This window comes from Agrobacterium tumefaciens (assembly GCF_009649785.1).
GTDB lineage: Bacteria > Pseudomonadota > Alphaproteobacteria > Rhizobiales > Rhizobiaceae > Agrobacterium > Agrobacterium tumefaciens.
Map to the genome: position 1 here is coordinate 100,446 of NZ_WJOK01000011.1, position 18,205 is coordinate 118,650.

Here is an 18,205-nt window from a genome sequence, read left to right on the forward strand (position 1 = left end):
AGGCGAGACGAGATGAACAGGAATAAAAGAAGCATATGCGCCGCCATTGTGGCCGCCGCATTTTCGGCGACAGCGCCCATGGCCGCGGACTCCACGCTGTCCGTAAAGATCGAAGGGCTTGACGGTTCTGGCCGGTTTTCAGATTCCGCCGCCTTCTGCCCGCCCGGAAAAGGGGCGAAGGACGTGAGCCCGGGGGTCTCATGGTCGGCAGGCCCAGAGGGCACCAGATCTTATGTGTTACTGATGACCGATCCGGACGTACCACTCGATTTTAGCCTCATCAATAAACCTGGTACCACGATTCCAGACGACGCGCCGCGGATCAACGTTTTCCACTGGGTTTTGGCCGATATTCCCGCCGGCATCATGTCCATCGGCGAAGGTACGGAAAGCGAGGGTCTAGTGGTGGGCGGCAAGCCGGTCGGACTGACACCACACGGACTGCGCGGCGCCAATGTCTATACGAGTTTTCTGGCCAAAACTGATGGCATGGCAGGCACCTATGGCGGTTACGACGGCCCCTGCCCGCCCATAAACGATCAGCGCGTTCACCGCTACATCCTTGAGGTGGTCGCGCTTGACGTTGCGACACTGGGCCTTGCCGGGCCGTTCACTGGCGAAGACGTGGAAAAAGCCATGGCTGGCCACATCCTTGCAAGCGGCGAGGCGACAGCGACATATTCATTGAACCCGAGCCTGATCCCCGCCGCCACGGCGAAGTAGATCACAATCCCGAAAGGTTCAGACACACCATGGCACCGATAAATGTTTCGTCCTTACCCGTGTTCAATCGGGATGCATCCGGCTACGACGCAATTCGGCGCGGCCTTATTCCCTGTTTCGATACGTTTTACGGGACAGCGCTCGACTTGATCGACGACTGGCGGGACGCCGAGAAACTGCGTGTGCTCGATCTTGGCGCTGGCACTGGCCTTTTCACGGCAATGCTGCTGGCCCGCCACCCCGATGCCCAGATCCACCTCGTCGATGCCTCCGAAAAGATGCTCGAGCAGGCCCGGCAACGCTTCGATGGCAATCCGGCCATTAGCTATGCCGTGGCCGACATGTCAGATACCGAACTCGGCGGTCCGTGGGATCTCATCATCTCAGCGCTGGCGATCCATCATCTGGAAGACGCAGCGAAAAAACATTTCTTCGGTGAAATTCGGAGCGCCTTGTCGGAGGGTGGCCTGTTCGTCAACGCCGAGCAGGTCCTCGGCCATGATTGCGAGGTAGAGGCCCGTTACTCCCGAATCTGGCTGCAACAGGTCAGGAGGCTGGGCGTACCAGAAGAGGAAATCACCAAAGCGCTCGAGCGGATGTCCCACGATCGTTGCTCCCCTATCGAGAACCAGTTGCAATGGATGCACGATACGGGATTTTCCGAGGTGGACTGCAGCTTCAAAGCATGGCGTTTCGCGGTGCTCAGTGGTCGGCGTCAGGGCGAGCCGCAAGCCACTACGAACTTTTGAGATAGCAGCAAGACCTGGCATCAGCGGTTTATGAAATCTGCAGGGGTTCTATAACGGGCTCGGCAGTTTACAGTTCCAGTGATGACTCATGGTGGGTTCTGTAGTGCAGTTGCATCGTCCAGAGGGTAGAAAGCGGCACTGAAGGGGCTGTGCCGAGCGCAATTGGCGCTGTCATGATGCATCATTTGAGACAACGCCGTCACACTCATTGATAACCTGCGCAACATCGGCAACCACCAATCGTCCTCTTCGGCCGAGTGTTGGCAAGGCAGCCAAAGGCCGCCTCGCCGAGGCTTGTCAATTACCGGATCTCATCGCAAGGGCAAATAACCTGGCCTGCCGGTCGGCGAACGCGCGCGGGTTGGCTGGTTTGTCCCCGTCAAGGATGCGGGCTTCGTCAAGCAAAAGCCACGCAGCATCCTCGCGAAACGCTTGATCGTCTATTGAAGCAATGTTTTTCACAAGTTCGCTCTGCCCATTGATCTCCAGGATCGGCTTCGACGTTGTTTGCAACCGCCCGGCGCCTTTCAGGAGTTTTTCGAGTTGGCGGTCGGGGCCATAATCCGACGCGACAAGGCAGACCGCACTTTCGGTCAACCGATCAGAAATACGCACGTCCGCAACCTCCTCACCGAGGGCGCTTCGCGCGAAATCGATGAAGGCTCCGACCTCGGGAGAAGCTTGGCGGCCAGCCTCATCAGCGCCCCCCTCCCCGGTAACAGTGTTCAGATCGGCAAGACCTTGGGTGACAGATTTAAATGGCTTGCCTTCAAAATCTGGCACATTGGTCGGCCAAAAGTTATCGACACCATCTGTAAGCAGGAGGACTTCGATCCCTTTGGCCCGGAAACCCTCAAGGTGCGGCGACGATTTCAGCTGGTCCAAAGTGGAGCCGCTAATATAGTAGATCGCCGATTGTCCTTCCTTCATCGTGGCCAGGTAGTCAGCCAGGCTGCGTGTCGCCTCGCCCGATGCGGTGCTGCGGAAGCGTGCCAGCTTCAGCAACTGTGAGCGCCGTTCGAAGTCCTCGTAGATGCCTTCCTTGAGAATAGCCCCGAACATATCCCAGAACTTGGCAAACGTCTCGCCGTCGTGCTCGGCCATCTTCTCCAGCGCGGAAAGGATCCGGCTCGTCACGCCCTTTTTGATGGCCGCGAGGACCGGACTTTCCTGGATCATCTCGCGGGAGATGTTGAGCGGCAGATCCGAAGTATCAACGATGCCACGGACGAAGCGCAGATAGCGCGGTAGCAGTTCGGCATCATCGGTTATGAAGACGCGCTTCACATAGAGCTTCATCCGACCATGTCGGTCCGGATCAAACACATCGAATGGCTGAGAACCGGGTATAAAGGCAAGAGTCGTATATTCGTGTCGGCCCTCAGCGCGGAAATGGACGTTACTCAGCGGCTCGTCGTACTGGCCTGAAACGCTCCGATAGAAATCGACATAATCCTGCTTGGATATTTCGTTCTTCTGCTTGATCCAGAGCGCTGCACCATCGGATACCTGTGAGGGCTCGGCACCCTCCTTCTCGACCAGACGGATAGGTACGGGGACGTGGCCGGACTGGTTTCGAATGATCTCCTCCACCGTCCATTTGCTCGTATATTTCTTTGCATCTTCCAAGAGATGTAACACGACGCGAGTACCGCGTGTCGGTGCTTGTCCCGGATCGACCGCAGCAATGTCATAGCTTCCTTTGCCGTCGGATGACCATTTCCAGGCCTCGTCCTTGCCGGCGCGGCGCGAGATTACTTCGACCCGGTGAGCGACCATGAACGATGAATAGAAGCCGACGCCGAACTGGCCGATCAGTTGCGCCTTCTCTCCAGCTTTGGCCGCCTCAAGCCGATCCATGAATGCTTTTGTCCCCGAGCGCGCGATCGTACCGAGCGCGTCGATCATCTCGTCGCGGTCCATGCCGATGCCGCTGTCTTCGACAACGAGTGTCTGCGCCTCTTCATTGAGCGTCACGAGAATTCCCGGCTGGATCCCATCGGCCGAGAGTTGCGGCTGGGAAATCGACTCATACCGCAGCTTTTCGCAGGCATCCGCCGCGTTCGAGATCAATTCGCGCAGGAATACATCTTTGTCCGAGTAGACCGAATGCACCATCATGTGCAGAAGTCGGCTGACATCGGCTTCGAATACGTGTTGCTCGGGCTGGCGCTCTTGTACGGTCGTCATTGATACCTCCATTGCACATAAATCGCCGGTCAAATGGTTTTTCCGGAGTCATATTTCAAGCGCTATCCAGCGCTTGCGCCAGCGTTCCTGGATCGTCTTTCGACTAGATTGTTTCCGATTTTCAGTTTCAGTGAGCCTTTGAGATTGCGCCAACAACCTCCGCGCAAATAGTGCTGCGAAAAAAGATGACATTCGGTAGGTTTTTCCCGGTAAATCAGCGGAGATACAACCGTTACCTAACGAAACTCCGGCGCAATGATGACTGGACACTCACGCGGTCCATAAATTCCCCCTCAACTTGTGAAGTCTTGACCGTTTCATCGCCCAGCAACTCGATACAACGTTGTTTGCTGTTGTCCTCGTTGAAATGGCGAACAGCACCGATAACCTCGCCGTTCCTGAGAACGGGCGTCTGCCCCATCCTATCGGTCCACATTGCAGATGCGGTAAAGTTGGGCCGCAAATTCGTCTTGAAGCCCTGCCCGGCCATTGTCCGACAGCGTCAGAAATCGAAGCGCGGGAGATATGGAAGACAGACATTCAAACAGGGCGGCTTCCAGACACTCGATGCCTGACGCATTGCCGACATGTCAGCAACCGCGATCTTTCCACCACTGCGAGCCTTAGAAATATCGAAATTGCCGCTGCTCCTTCAGCGCCCGCGCCCAGAACGCGCGCCCTCCCGATAAGCCCGCTGTTCCGCAGCCATGGGAGATTGAAGGCACCATAGCAGGTCAGACCGGTCATTGCGCTGACCTGGCGGCGCGTGGCGGGAGTAAATATCCCCGCCACATGCCGCCCTGATGATCCATCAGAAAACTTTCGTCAATGAAACGGCGAATGTGCGTCCGCGTCCCTTGTAGTCGAACACGGCTTCATTGGCCAAAGCCCCATAAAGCGCGTTGGCGCGCGCGCCCCATATGGTTGTGTAATCCTTGTCGAACAGGTTCATCACGCCGAAGCGAAGCGTTGTGTCCTGCGCTTCGAAGCGATAGGCACCCGTTAGATCGAACAGGGTGTAACCATCAATCTTCCGGCTGTCGTCGTCGCTGAGATTGAAGGCATGTTGCCCAGCCAGCTTGATGTTGAAGTTGTCTTTCGTCCAGCCAATATAACTGCCGAGCTTGGAAACACTGGCGGTACCGATGCTTTCCTTCTCCCAGTTACCGTCAGACTTGATTTCCGACTTCACCCAGTGACCGGATGCGCCAACATCAAACCCGTAATCCAGTGTCGCGCTGGCGCTGGCCTCCAGACCATAGACACGTCGCTCACGATCAACGACATCAACAGCCAGGGTCGTGCGGTTCAACTCGATGGATCGGTTGGAGAGCGAGTAATATGCCGCGGTCTGGAAGCTGAAGCTATCGTCATTGAAACGATAACCGACTTCAAAAGAGTTGGTCTTGATCGCCTGGAGTGCGGAGTCGGCAACATTGACGCTGTCCAGGAGGACGTAGCGGCCCCCGACAAGCCTATAGCTACCGATCCCGTAGTATTTTGCCGGGTCAGGAAGCTCGAAACCCTGGCCGAAATTGGCATAGATTTGCTGCGTATCGGTCAGCTCATAGGTCGCGCCGGCGTTAAACAGAGCCGCATCGTAGCTGACTTCCCCGCCGGGAATGGGATCCACAGAGGAGCCGACCCGGTTGAGAACGGCGACCTGCTGTGCCGCGCCGGCGAAGCTCGATACGTCGGTGGTGACATATTGATAACGCACACCACCGTTGACCGTCAGCCGGTCCGTCGCCTCATAAGATCCCTGGATGAAACCGGCCAGGGTCGAGACATCGATGTCGGGATAAAGCCCGGTAATGCCGCGTGTCCTGAAGTCCATCGCACCGGTCGTCGCGACTGTCAGGAAATCGAAGACGTTCTGTTTGGAACTCAGCGAATCCCGGTCGGCGTCGATGCCATATGTCACCTTAAGCCCGTCCAGCGGCTCCGAGATCATCGCTGCCTTCAGGCTATAGTAATCGGTATCCTGCGAGCTGCCGCCGAAATAGACGAAGGGGGAGAAAATCGCACTACCGGGAAACGGGTGGAACCGGATTTCTTCCCGCCGGAAACTGCCCTGCAGAAGCAGTTCCTGCCCCAGGAAATCATTGTCGGTGTAAGTCGCGTTTACCATGGTACGGCGCGTGCGCGGGTCGAAATCCGATCGGTATCCGTCCCGCGTTTCAACCAGGTTGGAATTGCGGATCCCGGCAAGGCCTGCGCCAAGATAAAGCCCGAACGGCGAATCCTGGGCGCTGTCATAAAACTGGCCGGACACCTCAAGGCGCCTGTCGTCATCGATCTGCAAACCGACACTACCCATGAAATCGATGCGCTTGTTGAATGCTGTGGAAGTCTGGGTAATATCGGGGGTGAGCATCGTGCCGGAGCCGTCGTAAAAGCCTCCCGTCTGGTTGCCGGCGATGGAGAAACGCGCATCCCAGTTTTCGCTGTTATAGGTCACGGCACCTGCACCGTTGCGGTCAAGGTCACGGGTACGGCCAAAGCCACTGCCAAGGCCCGCCGTCACTTCACCGCGCAAACCGTCCGGCGCATCTTTCCCCTTCTTCGTGATGATGTTGATGACACCACCTGTTGCATTGCCGCCGTAGATTGCCGTCGCGCCAGACAGAACCTCGACACGCTCGACATTGAACGGATCGATTGAATCGAATTGGCGGCTCAGGGAGCGCGCCGAGTTCATCGAAACACCATCGATGAGAATGAGGGCCGTGCGTCCCCGCAGGTTCTGGCCATAGGCTGTGCGCGCACCTTCGCTGGCGGGGTCGAAACTTGGAACTCTCTCAGCAAGAATCTGCTGAAGCGACTTGCCCGAACGGGCTTCGGCCTCGATGGCCTGTGCATCAACGACATAAATCGTTCGCGCCGTCCGCGAGATTTGCTGGGGTATACGGTTGCCACTTACAACGATCGGCTCCAGCACCGTAGAACCATTGTCTGATTGCGCGTTCTGAGACGTATCCTGCGCCTGAACGGCGTTGTTGCCGCCCCCGATTGCGACGACGATAGCCACAAGACTAACGCCGACATTCCACTTTCCGATCATGTCGCCCCCAATGCGCAAAAAATATCTTCCAAGTCGTCCCTCGGAAAATACAAGACTGTTTTGATCATGTTTTATGCGCTATGAAACCGCCGGGCTTGGATGGGAACGAACCCGATTTGGATAGATGCGAACATCAACAGCAAAGACAGGTTTGATTTTTCATGGAAGTAGTCCGCCCCCTGAAACTTGGAACCCTCTCGCTACCTGATCCAGAAAGCAGACTGGTCTGCCGCACAATCCTTCTGGACATGTTGGGAGAAGCAACGATCACCGTTGAAGACGGTGATCTGGCGGGTGTTACCGGCCTTGTCTGGAAACACGAAAACCTTTCTCTCGCAACCGTTTACCTGCCCAAAACACCCTTGCGACTGACAGCTCATGGGATCGGCAGGCCTGATATCGCGATGTTGCGTGCAACTGACGGAACCTTAATCGTCCATCATCGCAAGCACACTTTCGAACTGGAACCCCGTGATGTCATCATCCTTCCCACGGATATGGCATCGGAAATTATTTTGCCAGAAGGCGGGCGCCTCGACTGCGCCCATCTTCCCCATGCCGCCCTCACCCTTGCACGAAAGTCGATCGACCGGATCTTGTTGCGGCCCTTTTCAGCAGAATGCCTGCCATTGCAGTTGTTGACCCACTATGCAGGATATCTTCTTCAACAGGACCATCAGGACAAAGAGCATGCCACCATGATGGTGGCGCACTTCTACTCCCTGCTTCCCGTTCTCGCCCGATATGGGAACGAGGTTGCGCCTTCGGCAGTTCCGCAAAACCGCATTGAAGCGATCAAGGCGATGGTTGAGGAAAATCTTGCCGACGGTGCGTTTTCGATCGCTGATGTGGCGCGCACCGAAGGCATCACACCGCGCGCGATCCAGAAACTTTTCAGTCGGACAGGCACGACCTTTTCGCGCTACGTGCTGGAGCGGCGGCTGGTGCTCGCCAAGAGCCTGATTCTTGCCGAGAACACCGCAACTCCGATCAGCCAGATCGTTTACAGCGTCGGTTTCAACGACCTGTCATATTTCAATCGCACCTTCCGCAGTCGCTACGGAATACGCCCTACAGACCTGCGCCGCATGACGGCGCCTGACGAGGCAAAAAACCTGTGAGGAATTAAGGCGTCTCGTGACACCGCTGGAAAGCGTCACTCCGGCCGCTTGTCATCATCGCCGTAACGACGCGCCTGAACCGCGTCCGATCCTTCCAAGGAACCAGACGGAAAGTCCCATTCCGACAAGCGAAAGAACTGTTGCCGTCGAAAACAGCGCGGAATAACCCATCCGGTCGGCAACCAGGCCGGCTGCGGATGCACCAACCATGTAGACGACCAGTTCGGCACAGGTGAGAATGGTAAAATCCGTTCCTGGCTGATCGTCCGAAGAGTTCTTCATGAAGAATGAATAGATGGCTACCAGCTCCATGTAGCGGATCAGCGTCTGGAATGCCGAGGCCGACATCGCCACCCACATGCCGGGCCAGACGCCGGACGCATTCAGCGTGAAGGCGAGGAAGCACAAGCTTCTGAGGCCACCCAGCAGGATGAGCGTTGTCGTCAGGCCAACCTTGCGGATAATGGAGGCAGCGATACCCACGCCGATCAGGCCCGCAGTTGCCGCCGCTCCGCCAGAGAGGTAACCGATCCAGTCAGCCGGGACCTTGCTGTCAACCAGATAGGTGCCTTCCATCCCGCGCACGAGACCTTCGCTCGCCCGGTATGTCAGCGCAAATCCGAGGATCAGCCAGGCACTCGGACGGCGGAAGAAACCAGCAAGGCTTGCGCGCTTTTTTTCTTTGCCAACCGTGGGCGCTTCCGGCTGCATCGCCAGGGCTGCAAGAAGGGGCAGCAACGACAGCGCGGCTACCAGCAGTATCATCGTGCGCCATCCAGCGACATGAAACACCACCAGTGCCGCCGTCCCGCCAACGATTACGCCCAGCGCTACGGCACCCGCCTGCACGGCATTCCCCAGCGAGCGCGTCTTGTCGGTCAGGCATCTTACGGCGTAGCCGTCGGTTGCAATATCCTGGATTGAGGAGACAAGCGTGATCGATATGCAGATTGCAAAAAGGACCGTGGCATCGCTCGGATCCACCAGCGTCATGGAAGCGATACCGGCGCTGACGAGAAGCTGGGTCGGCACAACCCAGCCGCGGCGATGGCCAAGCTTGGGTAACGGAGACCATCGATCCACCAACGGTGCGACCGCAAATTTCAGGATGAGCGGCAGCATCAGCAGCGAGAATAGCCCGATAGACGTGCGCGATGCCCCACTCTCACGCATGATCGGCGGCAGGGCCACCAAAAGCAGATACGTCGGTATCCCCTGAGCGAGGTAAAGACCGCCCAGCACATACATCAACCGCCGCTCGAACGTCGAAGTCGAAGTCGAAACGGTGTCGCCAGGAATCGCGTCGTCGATTTGGGCCATTGCAAGAACCGAATTCATGAGCCCGGAACACCACAGACCCAGGTAAGGTTTTCAGCGCTTCAAACGCCGGTCTGTCCCGGAGCGTAAACAGGAGTATTTTTTAATCGTCTTTATCTCACCGGCAAGCAAATGCTTGGATATGGGCGAACCCGAATAGGACAATTGCGAACAGCCGCTCGATGCGACAGAGCTGAAGCAACAAATGCAGCGGCCGGCTGCCACCCCCCTCGCAAGACTGGTTCAGGGACATGGAGATGCCAGTTTTGTTGTGAGCGAAGAGGCCGACATATCGAAGCGGCGGTGATACGATAAAAACCGATTGCAGCCCCAGGGATCGATGATATCTCGGCGCGACCACCATTAAATGGACTTAACCGGCACTCCTCCAATGACAGACTTGGCTCTTATGCGCGCGGCCTTTCGGTAGGCCCGGGGCGTGAGCCCCATCTCCATCCGGAAATAGCGATTGAAGTTCGACAGGTTGTTGAAGCCCGCCTCGAAACAGATATCGGTGATCGATATTTCGGTCTCCGCGAGAAGGGTTCTTGCTCGCCAGACGCGGACGGATCGGCTGTAGTCAGAAAAGTTCATGCCGGTTAGACGCCGAAAGGCACGCGAGAAGGCGGACGGCTCGAAACCAACCATCGCAGCCACTTCATGCATCTGCGCACCAGGATCCGATTGCAGGATCTGGATTGCCTGGTCGATCCGGCGGTGCCTGCGGTCCGACACCTGGTTATAGACCGCTATGAAGTGTTCGCTGGCGAGCAACCTCTTTTCGGTGGCCGCTTCGATTGCCTCCAGTATCTCTAAAAACAGCCCGAGCCCACCACGGTGTCCCACCGCGTGAAGCTCGAGAATCTTCGCTCCAATCAAGAGCGCGTCGGCGCCCAGAACCTCGATCCCCCGTTGGGCCAGAGGCTTCAGCCGGTGGAGCACTTCGAACTCAGGGCATACTGCGCGAATACCGATCAGGGCATCCGCGTCGAATTGCAGGACCATGTCTCGGCCTGGCAAAGCCGGTGCACCGGGTGTGATCCAGTTGTGCGGCAGATTTGTCCCGGTGAGCACCAGATGCCCGGGCCGAAACGGGCCGATATAGTCCCCCACATAAGCAAATCCTGAAGCGTCAGGGATGAAGTGAATCTCCCATTCGGGATGATAGTTCCAGATGCAGATCGGATTGGGATAGTCGTCCCTCCGGATCAGATAGGAAGCGCCTCCGGGTAAGACGATCTGCTCGCGCGTGGCGGTGAAAGTCTCAGAGACTGTTTGAGGAAAGTCTGATGCAATAGGCATTCAATTGCTCATGTTACAGCGCACAAATGTCAATATAATACTAGTTCTGTGACGGAGGCAAACTAGTACGCGCCCGTCGCTTGCGTAAATGTGGGCTGGTCGATGGCAAGGGAGTTGCCATTCAGGGAGGACATCATGACACTCAACGCTCTCCGCGCCGGTTGCGCGGTTATCGCCATATTTGCAGCATCCAGCGCTTTTGCCGCCGCACAATGCACCAGCGACGTGCGTGTCCTGGCGCAGCCGCGCGATGGACTGACCCTTCTCGAAAAATATGTCGATGAGTTCGAAGAGCTCTCCGGCGCAGGCTTCGAGATCAGTTATCTCAACGAGAACGATCGCCGCGCGAAGTCGCAGGCCGACGCCTCGACGGTCGGAAGCTTCAACGTGTATTATGTTGACGAAGCCAATCTGGCGCTTTTTGCCTCGTCTGGCTGGATCGTCCCGCTTGATGGCTTTTATCCATCCGAATACGACTACAAAGACTTCGACGCCGGTATGCGCGCAGCTGCGACCTATGACGGCAAAGAGTGGTTTGCGCCTGTGCAGGGCGGTGGCGACCTGATGGTCTACCGTACCGACCTCCTGGAAAAGGCAGGCATCGCGCCGCCGAAGACCTGGGACGAATATTTTGCAGCCGTGCAGAAGCTGCATGATCCGGCCAACGGCGTCTACGGCACTGCGCTTCGCGGACAGCGCGGTTCAGGCGCCAACGTCTGGCGCTGGATGCCGTTCTTCAAAGCAAACGGCGGCGAGTGGTTCAAGGACGGCAAGCCGGCCTTCAATTCGGATGCCGCGGTAAAGGCGACCGAAACCTATCTCGAACTCTTCAAATATTCGGCGCCGGGCACGCAGACCGGCTCTTGGGACGAGTCCACCGGCGCCTTCCGCTCCGGCAAGGTGGCGATCATCATCGAATCCGCACCCCTTGGCGGCATGTCCGTCGACAAGGCACAGAGCCAGGTTGCAGACAAGGTTGCGTTCTCCGTTCCGCCGTCGCCGCTGCCGGGGGCCGGTTACGCCCATGGTTTTGCAATCGCGTCCAAGGCCAACAAGACAGATGAGGAAAAGGCCTGCGCTGGTCTCTTTGTTGCCTGGGCAACATCCAAGGAACAGGAAGCCCGCCGCCTCGCCGCCGGCCAGCCGGGCGAGTTGACGCGCACAAGCACCTATCAGAGCCCGGAATACGCCAAGACCTTTGGCCAGAACCTTGCCGACGCCATGGCGGCGACCGGTCAAAAGACCACCGTCACCTTCTGGCAGGATCCGCGCTGGCAGGAATTGGGCAACCAGTGGGGCATCATGCTGGAAGAGCTGATCACCGGTAGCCGCACTGACATCAAGGCGACGCTGAACGACCTCGAAGCCTTCGCAGCCAAACTCTGACGCCTCCCAAGCCGTCTGACGGGCGCGTCTGATGACGCGCCCCCTTTTGCCAATCCGAGGATCTGCCATGCGCCGAGGCCGCTCGCTGCCTTACGTCTTTCTTGGGCCCAGTTTGGGTATCCTGATCATTCTGGCGCTCGTGCCGACGATCTACGCTATCAATATATCCCTGCAGAACCGGACCCTTTCGGCACCCGATGCAGACTATGTCTGGTTAGCCAATTATCTGGCGCTGTTTTCGGATGCCCGTTTCCTGAACGCGCTCTGGGTATCTTTCAAGTGGGAGGTCATCAGCGTCTCGTTGACCATGGTGACGGGGGTTGCGCTCGGGATTGCCATGTTCGAGGCAGCGAGCCCCCGTATGCGCAACGTCCTCTGCGTGCTCTTCATCATTCCCGTTCTCCTGCCACGCGTGTGCGCCGCTTTTGTGTGGAAGTTCGCCTTTCATCCGCTCTACGGCGCGCTGACCTGGCCGGTCAGGGAGCTCACCGGCATCACGCCCGACATTCTGTCGACGCCGCTCGGCGCCCTCCTTGCTGTTGCTTTCGTCGATGTCTGGCAATGGGGCTTGTTCTTTTCAGTGATCATCTTGAAGCTTCTCGAATCCCTGCCGCCTCAGCCGCTGGAAGCCGCACGCATAGATCGGGCGACCCGCTTCGAAATCCATCGTTTCGTGACCCTGCCGATGCTGAAAGCACCCTTGATCAGTCTGCTGCTGGTCAAGGCGATCGAGAGTCTTCGCTCCTTCGACCTCGTTTACGTCATGACGCGCGGCGGTCCCGGCATCTCAACCGAGACGCTTGACATGTATGCCTATTCCCAAGGCTTCATAGAAGCCGGCAAGATCTCCTATGCGTCCTCCATGGCCGTCATCATGATGGTCCTGACCATCGTCACCTTTACCTTTACCTGGAAGAGGCTGAACCGATGAAGATATCCACCTTTCTGCTCAGGCTTTTGTTGGTTCTTGCCGCTGCACTTGTCGTGCTGCCACTCCTATGGACCCTGCTAAACGCCTTCAAGACCAATGCCGATCTGCTGGTGTCAACGCCAAAGCTTATCTTCCAGCCTGTCTTCGACAATATGAGTTATGTGCTCAATCGCCGCTCGGTGGCGCGCGCACTTACCAATTCGTTGATCATCTGCTCGAGTGCGGTCGTGCTTGGCGCCGTACTCGGTGTACCGGCGGCCTATGTGATCGCCCGGTTCAAGAACAGGATCACGGCGGAGGCGCAGTTCTTCGTTCTGTCGCTGCGCTTTCTGCCGCCCGTCGCGATCGCTATTCCCATGCTGGTCATCTGGCTCGGTCTTGATCTCTATGACACCCGGCTGTCGCTGATCGTGACCTATCTCATTGTGACAGCCTCGATCACCATCTGGCTTTCCGTGCCGGCTTTCGAGCGTGTCAGCCTTCACGTTGAAGAAGCTGCCCGGGTGGATGGGCTTGGCCCATATGCGACCTTCTTCCGCATCGCCCTGCCGATTGCCCGTTTCCAGGTCTTCGGCGCCATTGCCTTCTCCTTCGTCCTTGTCTGGAACGAGTTCCTGCTTGCCATGATGCTCACGACCTCGAAGGCAAAGACCCTGCCGATCATCGCGTCCGAGATGTCGCAGCTCGGCATGAATGTGCCCTGGGGAATTCTGAACGCCGCCGTCGTCCTGTTGTCGCTGCCACCGCTGATCCTGCTCGGAGTGCTTGCCGGTGGCCTCAACGCCGCATTTTCCAAGAAAACTGACCAAGGTTGACTGACCCATGAAAGCACTTGTCCTCGAACATGTCGGCGAACTTTCCCTGCGCGATATCGAAATTCCTCAAGAGTTGGGGCCGGATGACGTTCGCATTCGTATCCATACTGTTGGCGTCTGCGGCAGCGACGTACACTATTACACCCATGGTCGCATCGGTGACTTCGTCGTGAACGCGCCCATGGTTCTCGGCCACGAGGCAGCAGGAACCGTCACCGAGACCGGCGCCAACGTCACCCATCTGAAGCCCGGCGACCGCGTCTGCATGGAACCGGGCATCCCCGATCCGAAATCGCGTGCGTCGCGGCTCGGCCTCTACAATGTTGATCCTGCCGTGACATTCTGGGCAACGCCGCCGGTGCACGGCGTCTTGTGCCCGGAGACAGTCCATCCGGCAAGCTTCACATACAAGCTGCCTGACAATGTCTCCTTCGCCGAAGGCGCGATGGTTGAACCATTTGCCGTGGGCATGCAGGCGGCCGCCCGGGCGAAGATCACGCCCGGCGATACGGCGGTTGTTACAGGCTGCGGAACCATCGGCATCATGGTGGCACTGGCTGCCCTTGCCGGCGGCTGCTCGCGAGTGCTGATCTCGGACATTTCCGCAACAAAACTTAAACTGGCCGAAAGTTATGGCGGCATCACTGGTATCAACCTCAAGGAGGTCGATGTCATTGAGACCGTCAACGAGGCGACAGAAGGCTGGGGAGCCGATATCGTCTTTGAATGCTCCGGCGCACCGGCCGCGGTCCGTGATCTCTTCAAGGTCGTGCGCCCGGGCGGAACAGTCGTTATCGTCGGTCTGCCGCCCGAACCCGTCGCGGTAGACCTTGCGGCGGCCTGCTTCCGCGAATGCCGTATTGAAACGGTTTTCCGCTACGCCAACGTGTTTGACCGTGCACTGGCGCTGATCGCCGCAGGCAAGGTCGACCTGAAGCCATTGGTTTCCGGCACCTATGCCTTTGATCAATCGATCAAGGCCTTCGAAAGGGCGGCCGAAGGCCGGCCAGAGGACGTAAAGCTGCAGATCGTCGTGGACGGGGAGACGAAGTGATGGCCACTGTTGAGTGCCGGGGGATCAGGAAAGTCTATGGTTCGCTTGAGGTCATGCGGGATTTTGACCTGAAGATCGACAACCACGAATTCGTCGTCTTTCTCGGCCCGTCAGGCTGCGGAAAATCCACCATGCTGCGGATGATTGCCGGGCTTGAAGAGATTTCAGGCGGGGATCTGCTCATCGGTGGCGAGCGGATGAACGATCGCGATCCGGGTGACCGGGGCATCGCGATGGTGTTCCAGAACTACGCGCTTTACCCCCATATGAGCGTGCGGGACAATATCACTTTCGGTCTCGAGAGGGCCGGAATAGGAAAAGCCGCGATCGATCAGCGCCTGGCGCCTGTGGTCGACGCGCTCGGTCTTGGCGTCTATCTTGCGCGCAAGCCGACGGAACTGTCCGGCGGACAGCAGCAGCGAGTGGCCATCGCCCGCGCCATGATCAAGACCCCGGAGGTCTTCCTGTTTGACGAACCGCTTTCAAACCTTGATGCCAAGCTGCGCGGCAGCCTGCGGGTCGAGATCGCGCGCCTCCACCGCGACCTGAAAACGACAAGCATATATGTCACTCACGACCAACTCGAAGCCATGACGCTTGCCGACCGTATTGTCCTGATGAAGGACGGCCGTATTGAGCAGATGGGCACGCCCGAAGAAATTTATCAGGCGCCTCGGACAGTGTTTGCTGCCGGCTTCATAGGCACACCGAACATGAATTTTCTTCAGTTGCAGATGACGCAGGAGTGGCTGGGCGACAATCTTGTCAGGTTTACAGCTCCGGCAGGCCTCCGTTCCGGTGAGGTTACCGTTGGAATTCGGCCCGGATCATTTCGCATAAACCAGGATGCTCAAGCCTTTCGCGGCACCGTCGAGCGGAACGAGTTCCACGGTGAGACACGTCTGATCTGCCTGAAAAACGACCGCCACGAGATCAATATTTCTGTTCCTGCGGACATAAGACCCGCCATCGGCGAGGTGCTTGGTGTTGAAGTGGCATCGTCCGACCTACACGTGTTTGATCCCGGCACGGGACTGAGGTTGATTTAAACCCACTCAGGTGGGACCTTCAATCACGTCGCGCAGGGCAACTGGACGCCTACAATCCGCCTGGCCTTTTGCGGATGGCCTGTGACCGGGGCCGCAAAACGTCCTTTAATCCTGGTAGGGTCGGTTACCCTGAAGAGACGGGCAGCGCCAAGCATTCGCGGACGAGCAATTCATTGGGATATTGAAAGAGCAGTATAGCGGCTGATATCAGCCGTAAACACGCAATATGCAGGCTGCGATTTATGACCGAACGGTTGCCATACCGAGCGGCCTTACCCGTGACGTCGGCAAGCATGACCTAAATTTCTCGGGCGGTGAAAGACGGCCAATTGCCATGGCAAGAACCTTCTTCTGGTCCTGCTCTTATTTTCCTTACTGAGGCCAGCCCAGCGTGAAACGACGGAACCGACAGCCCGTGCCGGCGACGTCACTATAACCGCGATCACCCATCGTACAGCATTAATCACTATGAAGGATCAAGTGATCAACTGAGGCGGCAGAGAGATGAGGCCGCAGCAAAAATGCGGGCGGGCATACACGAAATGGATCGGCGGATGTACTGCCCGCTGTTGATGTATTCACGCCATCAAAAGAGCAAACGAAATATTCAGTTGAACTCTCGTGAGAGTTTCAATCCGGCGGCGCTTGAAATCATCGTCGCTGTCCGTTTCGGACACATCCTGACAACGGCTCAGCATCCCCCGATTCAACGGCAGAAGTAACCCCGTAATTTTAGCGATCCGGCTGGTCGCTTAAATCTTTCTCATTCGACCAATAAATGGTCAAATCCCACAAATTGCATCGAACCAAAAGCGCGATTCTTGCAAGAAATCGAGATTGGCACGCTGTTTGCTTGTGACTGATTTGACCGTTTTGACTGATTTGACGGTTTATTCAAAATAGAAAAGGGGAACTCGATGGGTTCAGAATTCAGTCGTCGTCGCTTCCTGCAAGGATCCGCGGGCGCAGCCGCCGTCGCTGGCTACATGCAGATCAATCCTGACTTCTTCATCTCGCCGGCCTTCGCACAGGCCGGCAAGACCATGACGTTCCTGTCGGCCGAAAACATTACCGGCAACTGGGACCCGACCGCTCATACGACACTTTCTCAGAAGAATATCGAAGGTTTCGTCATGGGCTTTCTTACCCGCACGCCGATGAAACTCGATGATCCCGGCGCGGTCGTCTACGAACTGGCCACCGACATCAAGCTGCTTGACCCGCACCGGCTACAGATCAAGCTGCGCGAAGGTATCGTCTTCCATGACGGCAAGCCGTTCAAGGCGGAAGACGTCAAGGCAACCTTCGAATACGGCTCCAGGGCAGATCGTCCGGCGCAGTGGTATCCCGGCCCGACCGAGACGCTGACGATCGAAACACCGGACGATTACACCGTCATCGTCGACACATCCAAGGGCGGCTATCCGGCCCATCTCTTCATCTTTCTTGCATCCTTCCTGCCGATCATGTCGGCCAAGGATGTCGCCGGCGGCCCCGGCGGCCCGCTCTCCCAGCGGCTCAACGGCACCGGTCCTTTCAAATTCGTCGAACAGCGCGGCAACGACACCGTGATGCAAGCCTATGACGGCTACTTCAAGGGCAAGCCAGCCATTCCCGGCATCAACTTCACTTTCACAGGCGACTCCACCACCCGTATGTTGTCGCTGATGAACGGCCAGGCTTCGATCGTTGAACGTCTGGAGCCTGAACAGGTTGACACGATCAAGGACAATCCGGCGATTTTCATCAACAAGGTCGTTTCGGTCGAGAACAAGTATCTGTGGTTCCGCTGCTCGAAACCGCCTTTCGACGATCCGCGTATCCGTCTTGCCGCCTGCCATTCGATCGATCGCGACATGATCATGGAACTGATGGGCTCGGCCGGCCATGCCTCGTCGAATTTCGTCTCGCCGGTCAAATTCGGCTATGTCGATCTGGCGAACTACCCGAAATTCGACCCCGAGAAGGCCCAGGCCCTGCTCGCCGAAGCCGGTTTCCCAAACGGCAAGGGCCTGCCGCCACTTGAATACATCACGTCCGTCGGCTTCTATCCGAAGACCAAGGAATATGGCGAGATGCTGACCGCCATGCTGCAGGAGCAGGGATTTAACGTCAGCCTGACCGTGCTTGAACCTGCGGCCTGGAACGAGCAACTGTACCATCGCCCCGGCGGCGGCCCGGGCCATATGGTCGATTGCGGCTGGTCGACAGCGTCTCCGGAACCGGATCTGGTCCTGCGCACCCATTTCCATTCCACCTCGCACCGCATCTGCGGCATTGAGGACAAGGAGATCGATGCCAGCCTCGATAAGGAACGTTCGGCACCGACGCTGGAAGAGCGCAAGAAGATCCTTCAGGAAGAGACCATGCCTCTCATCACCGCCAAGATGCCGGCACTCTCGCTGTTCACATCCGTGATGATCCACGCAATGCAGAAGGACTTTGAGGGCATGTACATCTATCCCGACGGGTCGATCGACGCGGCCAAACCTGCTGCCTGACCG

At 57.5% G+C, this 18,205-nt stretch carries 14 protein-coding genes; 9 read left to right on the forward strand and 5 right to left on the reverse strand.

All coding sequences use genetic code 11. The features are described from left to right. Window positions 1-12: 12 nt before the first annotated feature. Together GH784_RS13830 and GH784_RS13835 are read left to right on the forward strand one after the other, a co-directional pair. Window positions 13-723 carry a YbhB/YbcL family Raf kinase inhibitor-like protein gene (locus tag GH784_RS13830; RefSeq protein ID WP_112153441.1) on the forward strand — a complete coding sequence of 237 codons (711 nt, stop codon included), beginning with the start codon at window positions 13-15 and terminating at the stop codon, window positions 721-723. Between the two features lie 29 nt (window positions 724-752). After that, complete coding sequence (locus tag GH784_RS13835) at window positions 753-1,472, forward strand: methyltransferase domain-containing protein (RefSeq protein ID WP_153793523.1); 720 nt, start codon at window positions 753-755, stop codon at window positions 1,470-1,472. Between the two features lie 297 nt (window positions 1,473-1,769). Here the strand turns inward: GH784_RS13835 and htpG are convergent, their stop codons facing one another. From htpG to GH784_RS13850, 3 genes are all read right to left on the reverse strand, one after another. Then, a complete protein-coding gene (htpG, locus tag GH784_RS13840; RefSeq protein WP_112153490.1) occupies window positions 1,770-3,662 on the reverse strand; it encodes a molecular chaperone HtpG in 1,893 nt (630 codons plus the stop codon). A 232-nt stretch (window positions 3,663-3,894) separates the two neighbouring features. Further along, a complete protein-coding gene (locus GH784_RS27735; protein ID WP_410170280.1) occupies window positions 3,895-4,152 on the reverse strand; it encodes a DUF4172 domain-containing protein in 258 nt (85 codons plus the stop codon). 321 nt (window positions 4,153-4,473) lie between these two features. After that, window positions 4,474-6,726: a TonB-dependent receptor gene (locus GH784_RS13850; protein ID WP_111796263.1), complete on the reverse strand. Its 2,253-nt coding sequence runs from the start codon at window positions 6,724-6,726 to the stop codon at window positions 4,474-4,476. Window positions 6,727-6,887: 161 nt separating this feature from the next. Here GH784_RS13850 and rhrA point away from each other — a divergent pair, with 161 nt between their 5' ends. Further along, entirely contained in the window at window positions 6,888-7,847 is a 960-nt protein-coding gene (rhrA, locus tag GH784_RS13855) for a rhizobactin biosynthesis transcriptional regulator RhrA (RefSeq protein ID WP_173998653.1), read from the forward strand. Between the two features lie 54 nt (window positions 7,848-7,901). Here the strand turns inward: rhrA and GH784_RS13860 are convergent, their stop codons facing one another. Both GH784_RS13860 and GH784_RS13865 read right to left on the reverse strand, forming a co-directional pair. Further along, complete coding sequence (locus tag GH784_RS13860; RefSeq protein ID WP_019565888.1) at window positions 7,902-9,185, reverse strand: RhtX/FptX family siderophore transporter; 1,284 nt, start codon at window positions 9,183-9,185, stop codon at window positions 7,902-7,904. A 342-nt stretch (window positions 9,186-9,527) separates the two neighbouring features. Next, window positions 9,528-10,466, reverse strand: coding sequence for an AraC family transcriptional regulator (locus GH784_RS13865; protein ID WP_013637579.1), 939 nt, complete (start codon window positions 10,464-10,466; stop codon window positions 9,528-9,530). Between the two features lie 135 nt (window positions 10,467-10,601). Between GH784_RS13865 and GH784_RS13870 the strand changes: the two genes are divergently transcribed. From GH784_RS13870 to GH784_RS13895, 6 genes are all read left to right on the forward strand, one after another. Further along, entirely contained in the window at window positions 10,602-11,852 is a 1,251-nt protein-coding gene (locus tag GH784_RS13870; protein WP_013637578.1) for an ABC transporter substrate-binding protein, read from the forward strand. Between the two features lie 67 nt (window positions 11,853-11,919). Beyond that, entirely contained in the window at window positions 11,920-12,783 is an 864-nt protein-coding gene (locus tag GH784_RS13875; RefSeq protein WP_003516941.1) for a carbohydrate ABC transporter permease, read from the forward strand. Beyond that, window positions 12,780-13,598, forward strand: a complete 819-nt coding sequence (locus tag GH784_RS13880) for a carbohydrate ABC transporter permease (RefSeq protein ID WP_003516943.1) — start codon at window positions 12,780-12,782, stop codon at window positions 13,596-13,598. The genes GH784_RS13875 and GH784_RS13880 overlap by 4 nt, the downstream gene beginning before the upstream one ends. Window positions 13,599-13,605: 7 nt before the next feature. Beyond that, entirely contained in the window at window positions 13,606-14,652 is a 1,047-nt protein-coding gene (locus GH784_RS13885) for an NAD(P)-dependent alcohol dehydrogenase (protein ID WP_035200777.1), read from the forward strand. After that, window positions 14,652-15,701 (forward strand): ABC transporter ATP-binding protein, encoded by a 1,050-nt coding sequence (locus GH784_RS13890; protein ID WP_003516945.1) that lies wholly within the window; start codon window positions 14,652-14,654, stop codon window positions 15,699-15,701. Before GH784_RS13885 ends, GH784_RS13890 begins: the two co-directional genes overlap by 1 nt. A gap of 917 nt (window positions 15,702-16,618) precedes the next feature. Beyond that, window positions 16,619-18,202, forward strand: a complete 1,584-nt coding sequence (locus tag GH784_RS13895) for an ABC transporter substrate-binding protein (protein WP_025591696.1) — start codon at window positions 16,619-16,621, stop codon at window positions 18,200-18,202. Window positions 18,203-18,205: the final 3 nt, after the last annotated feature.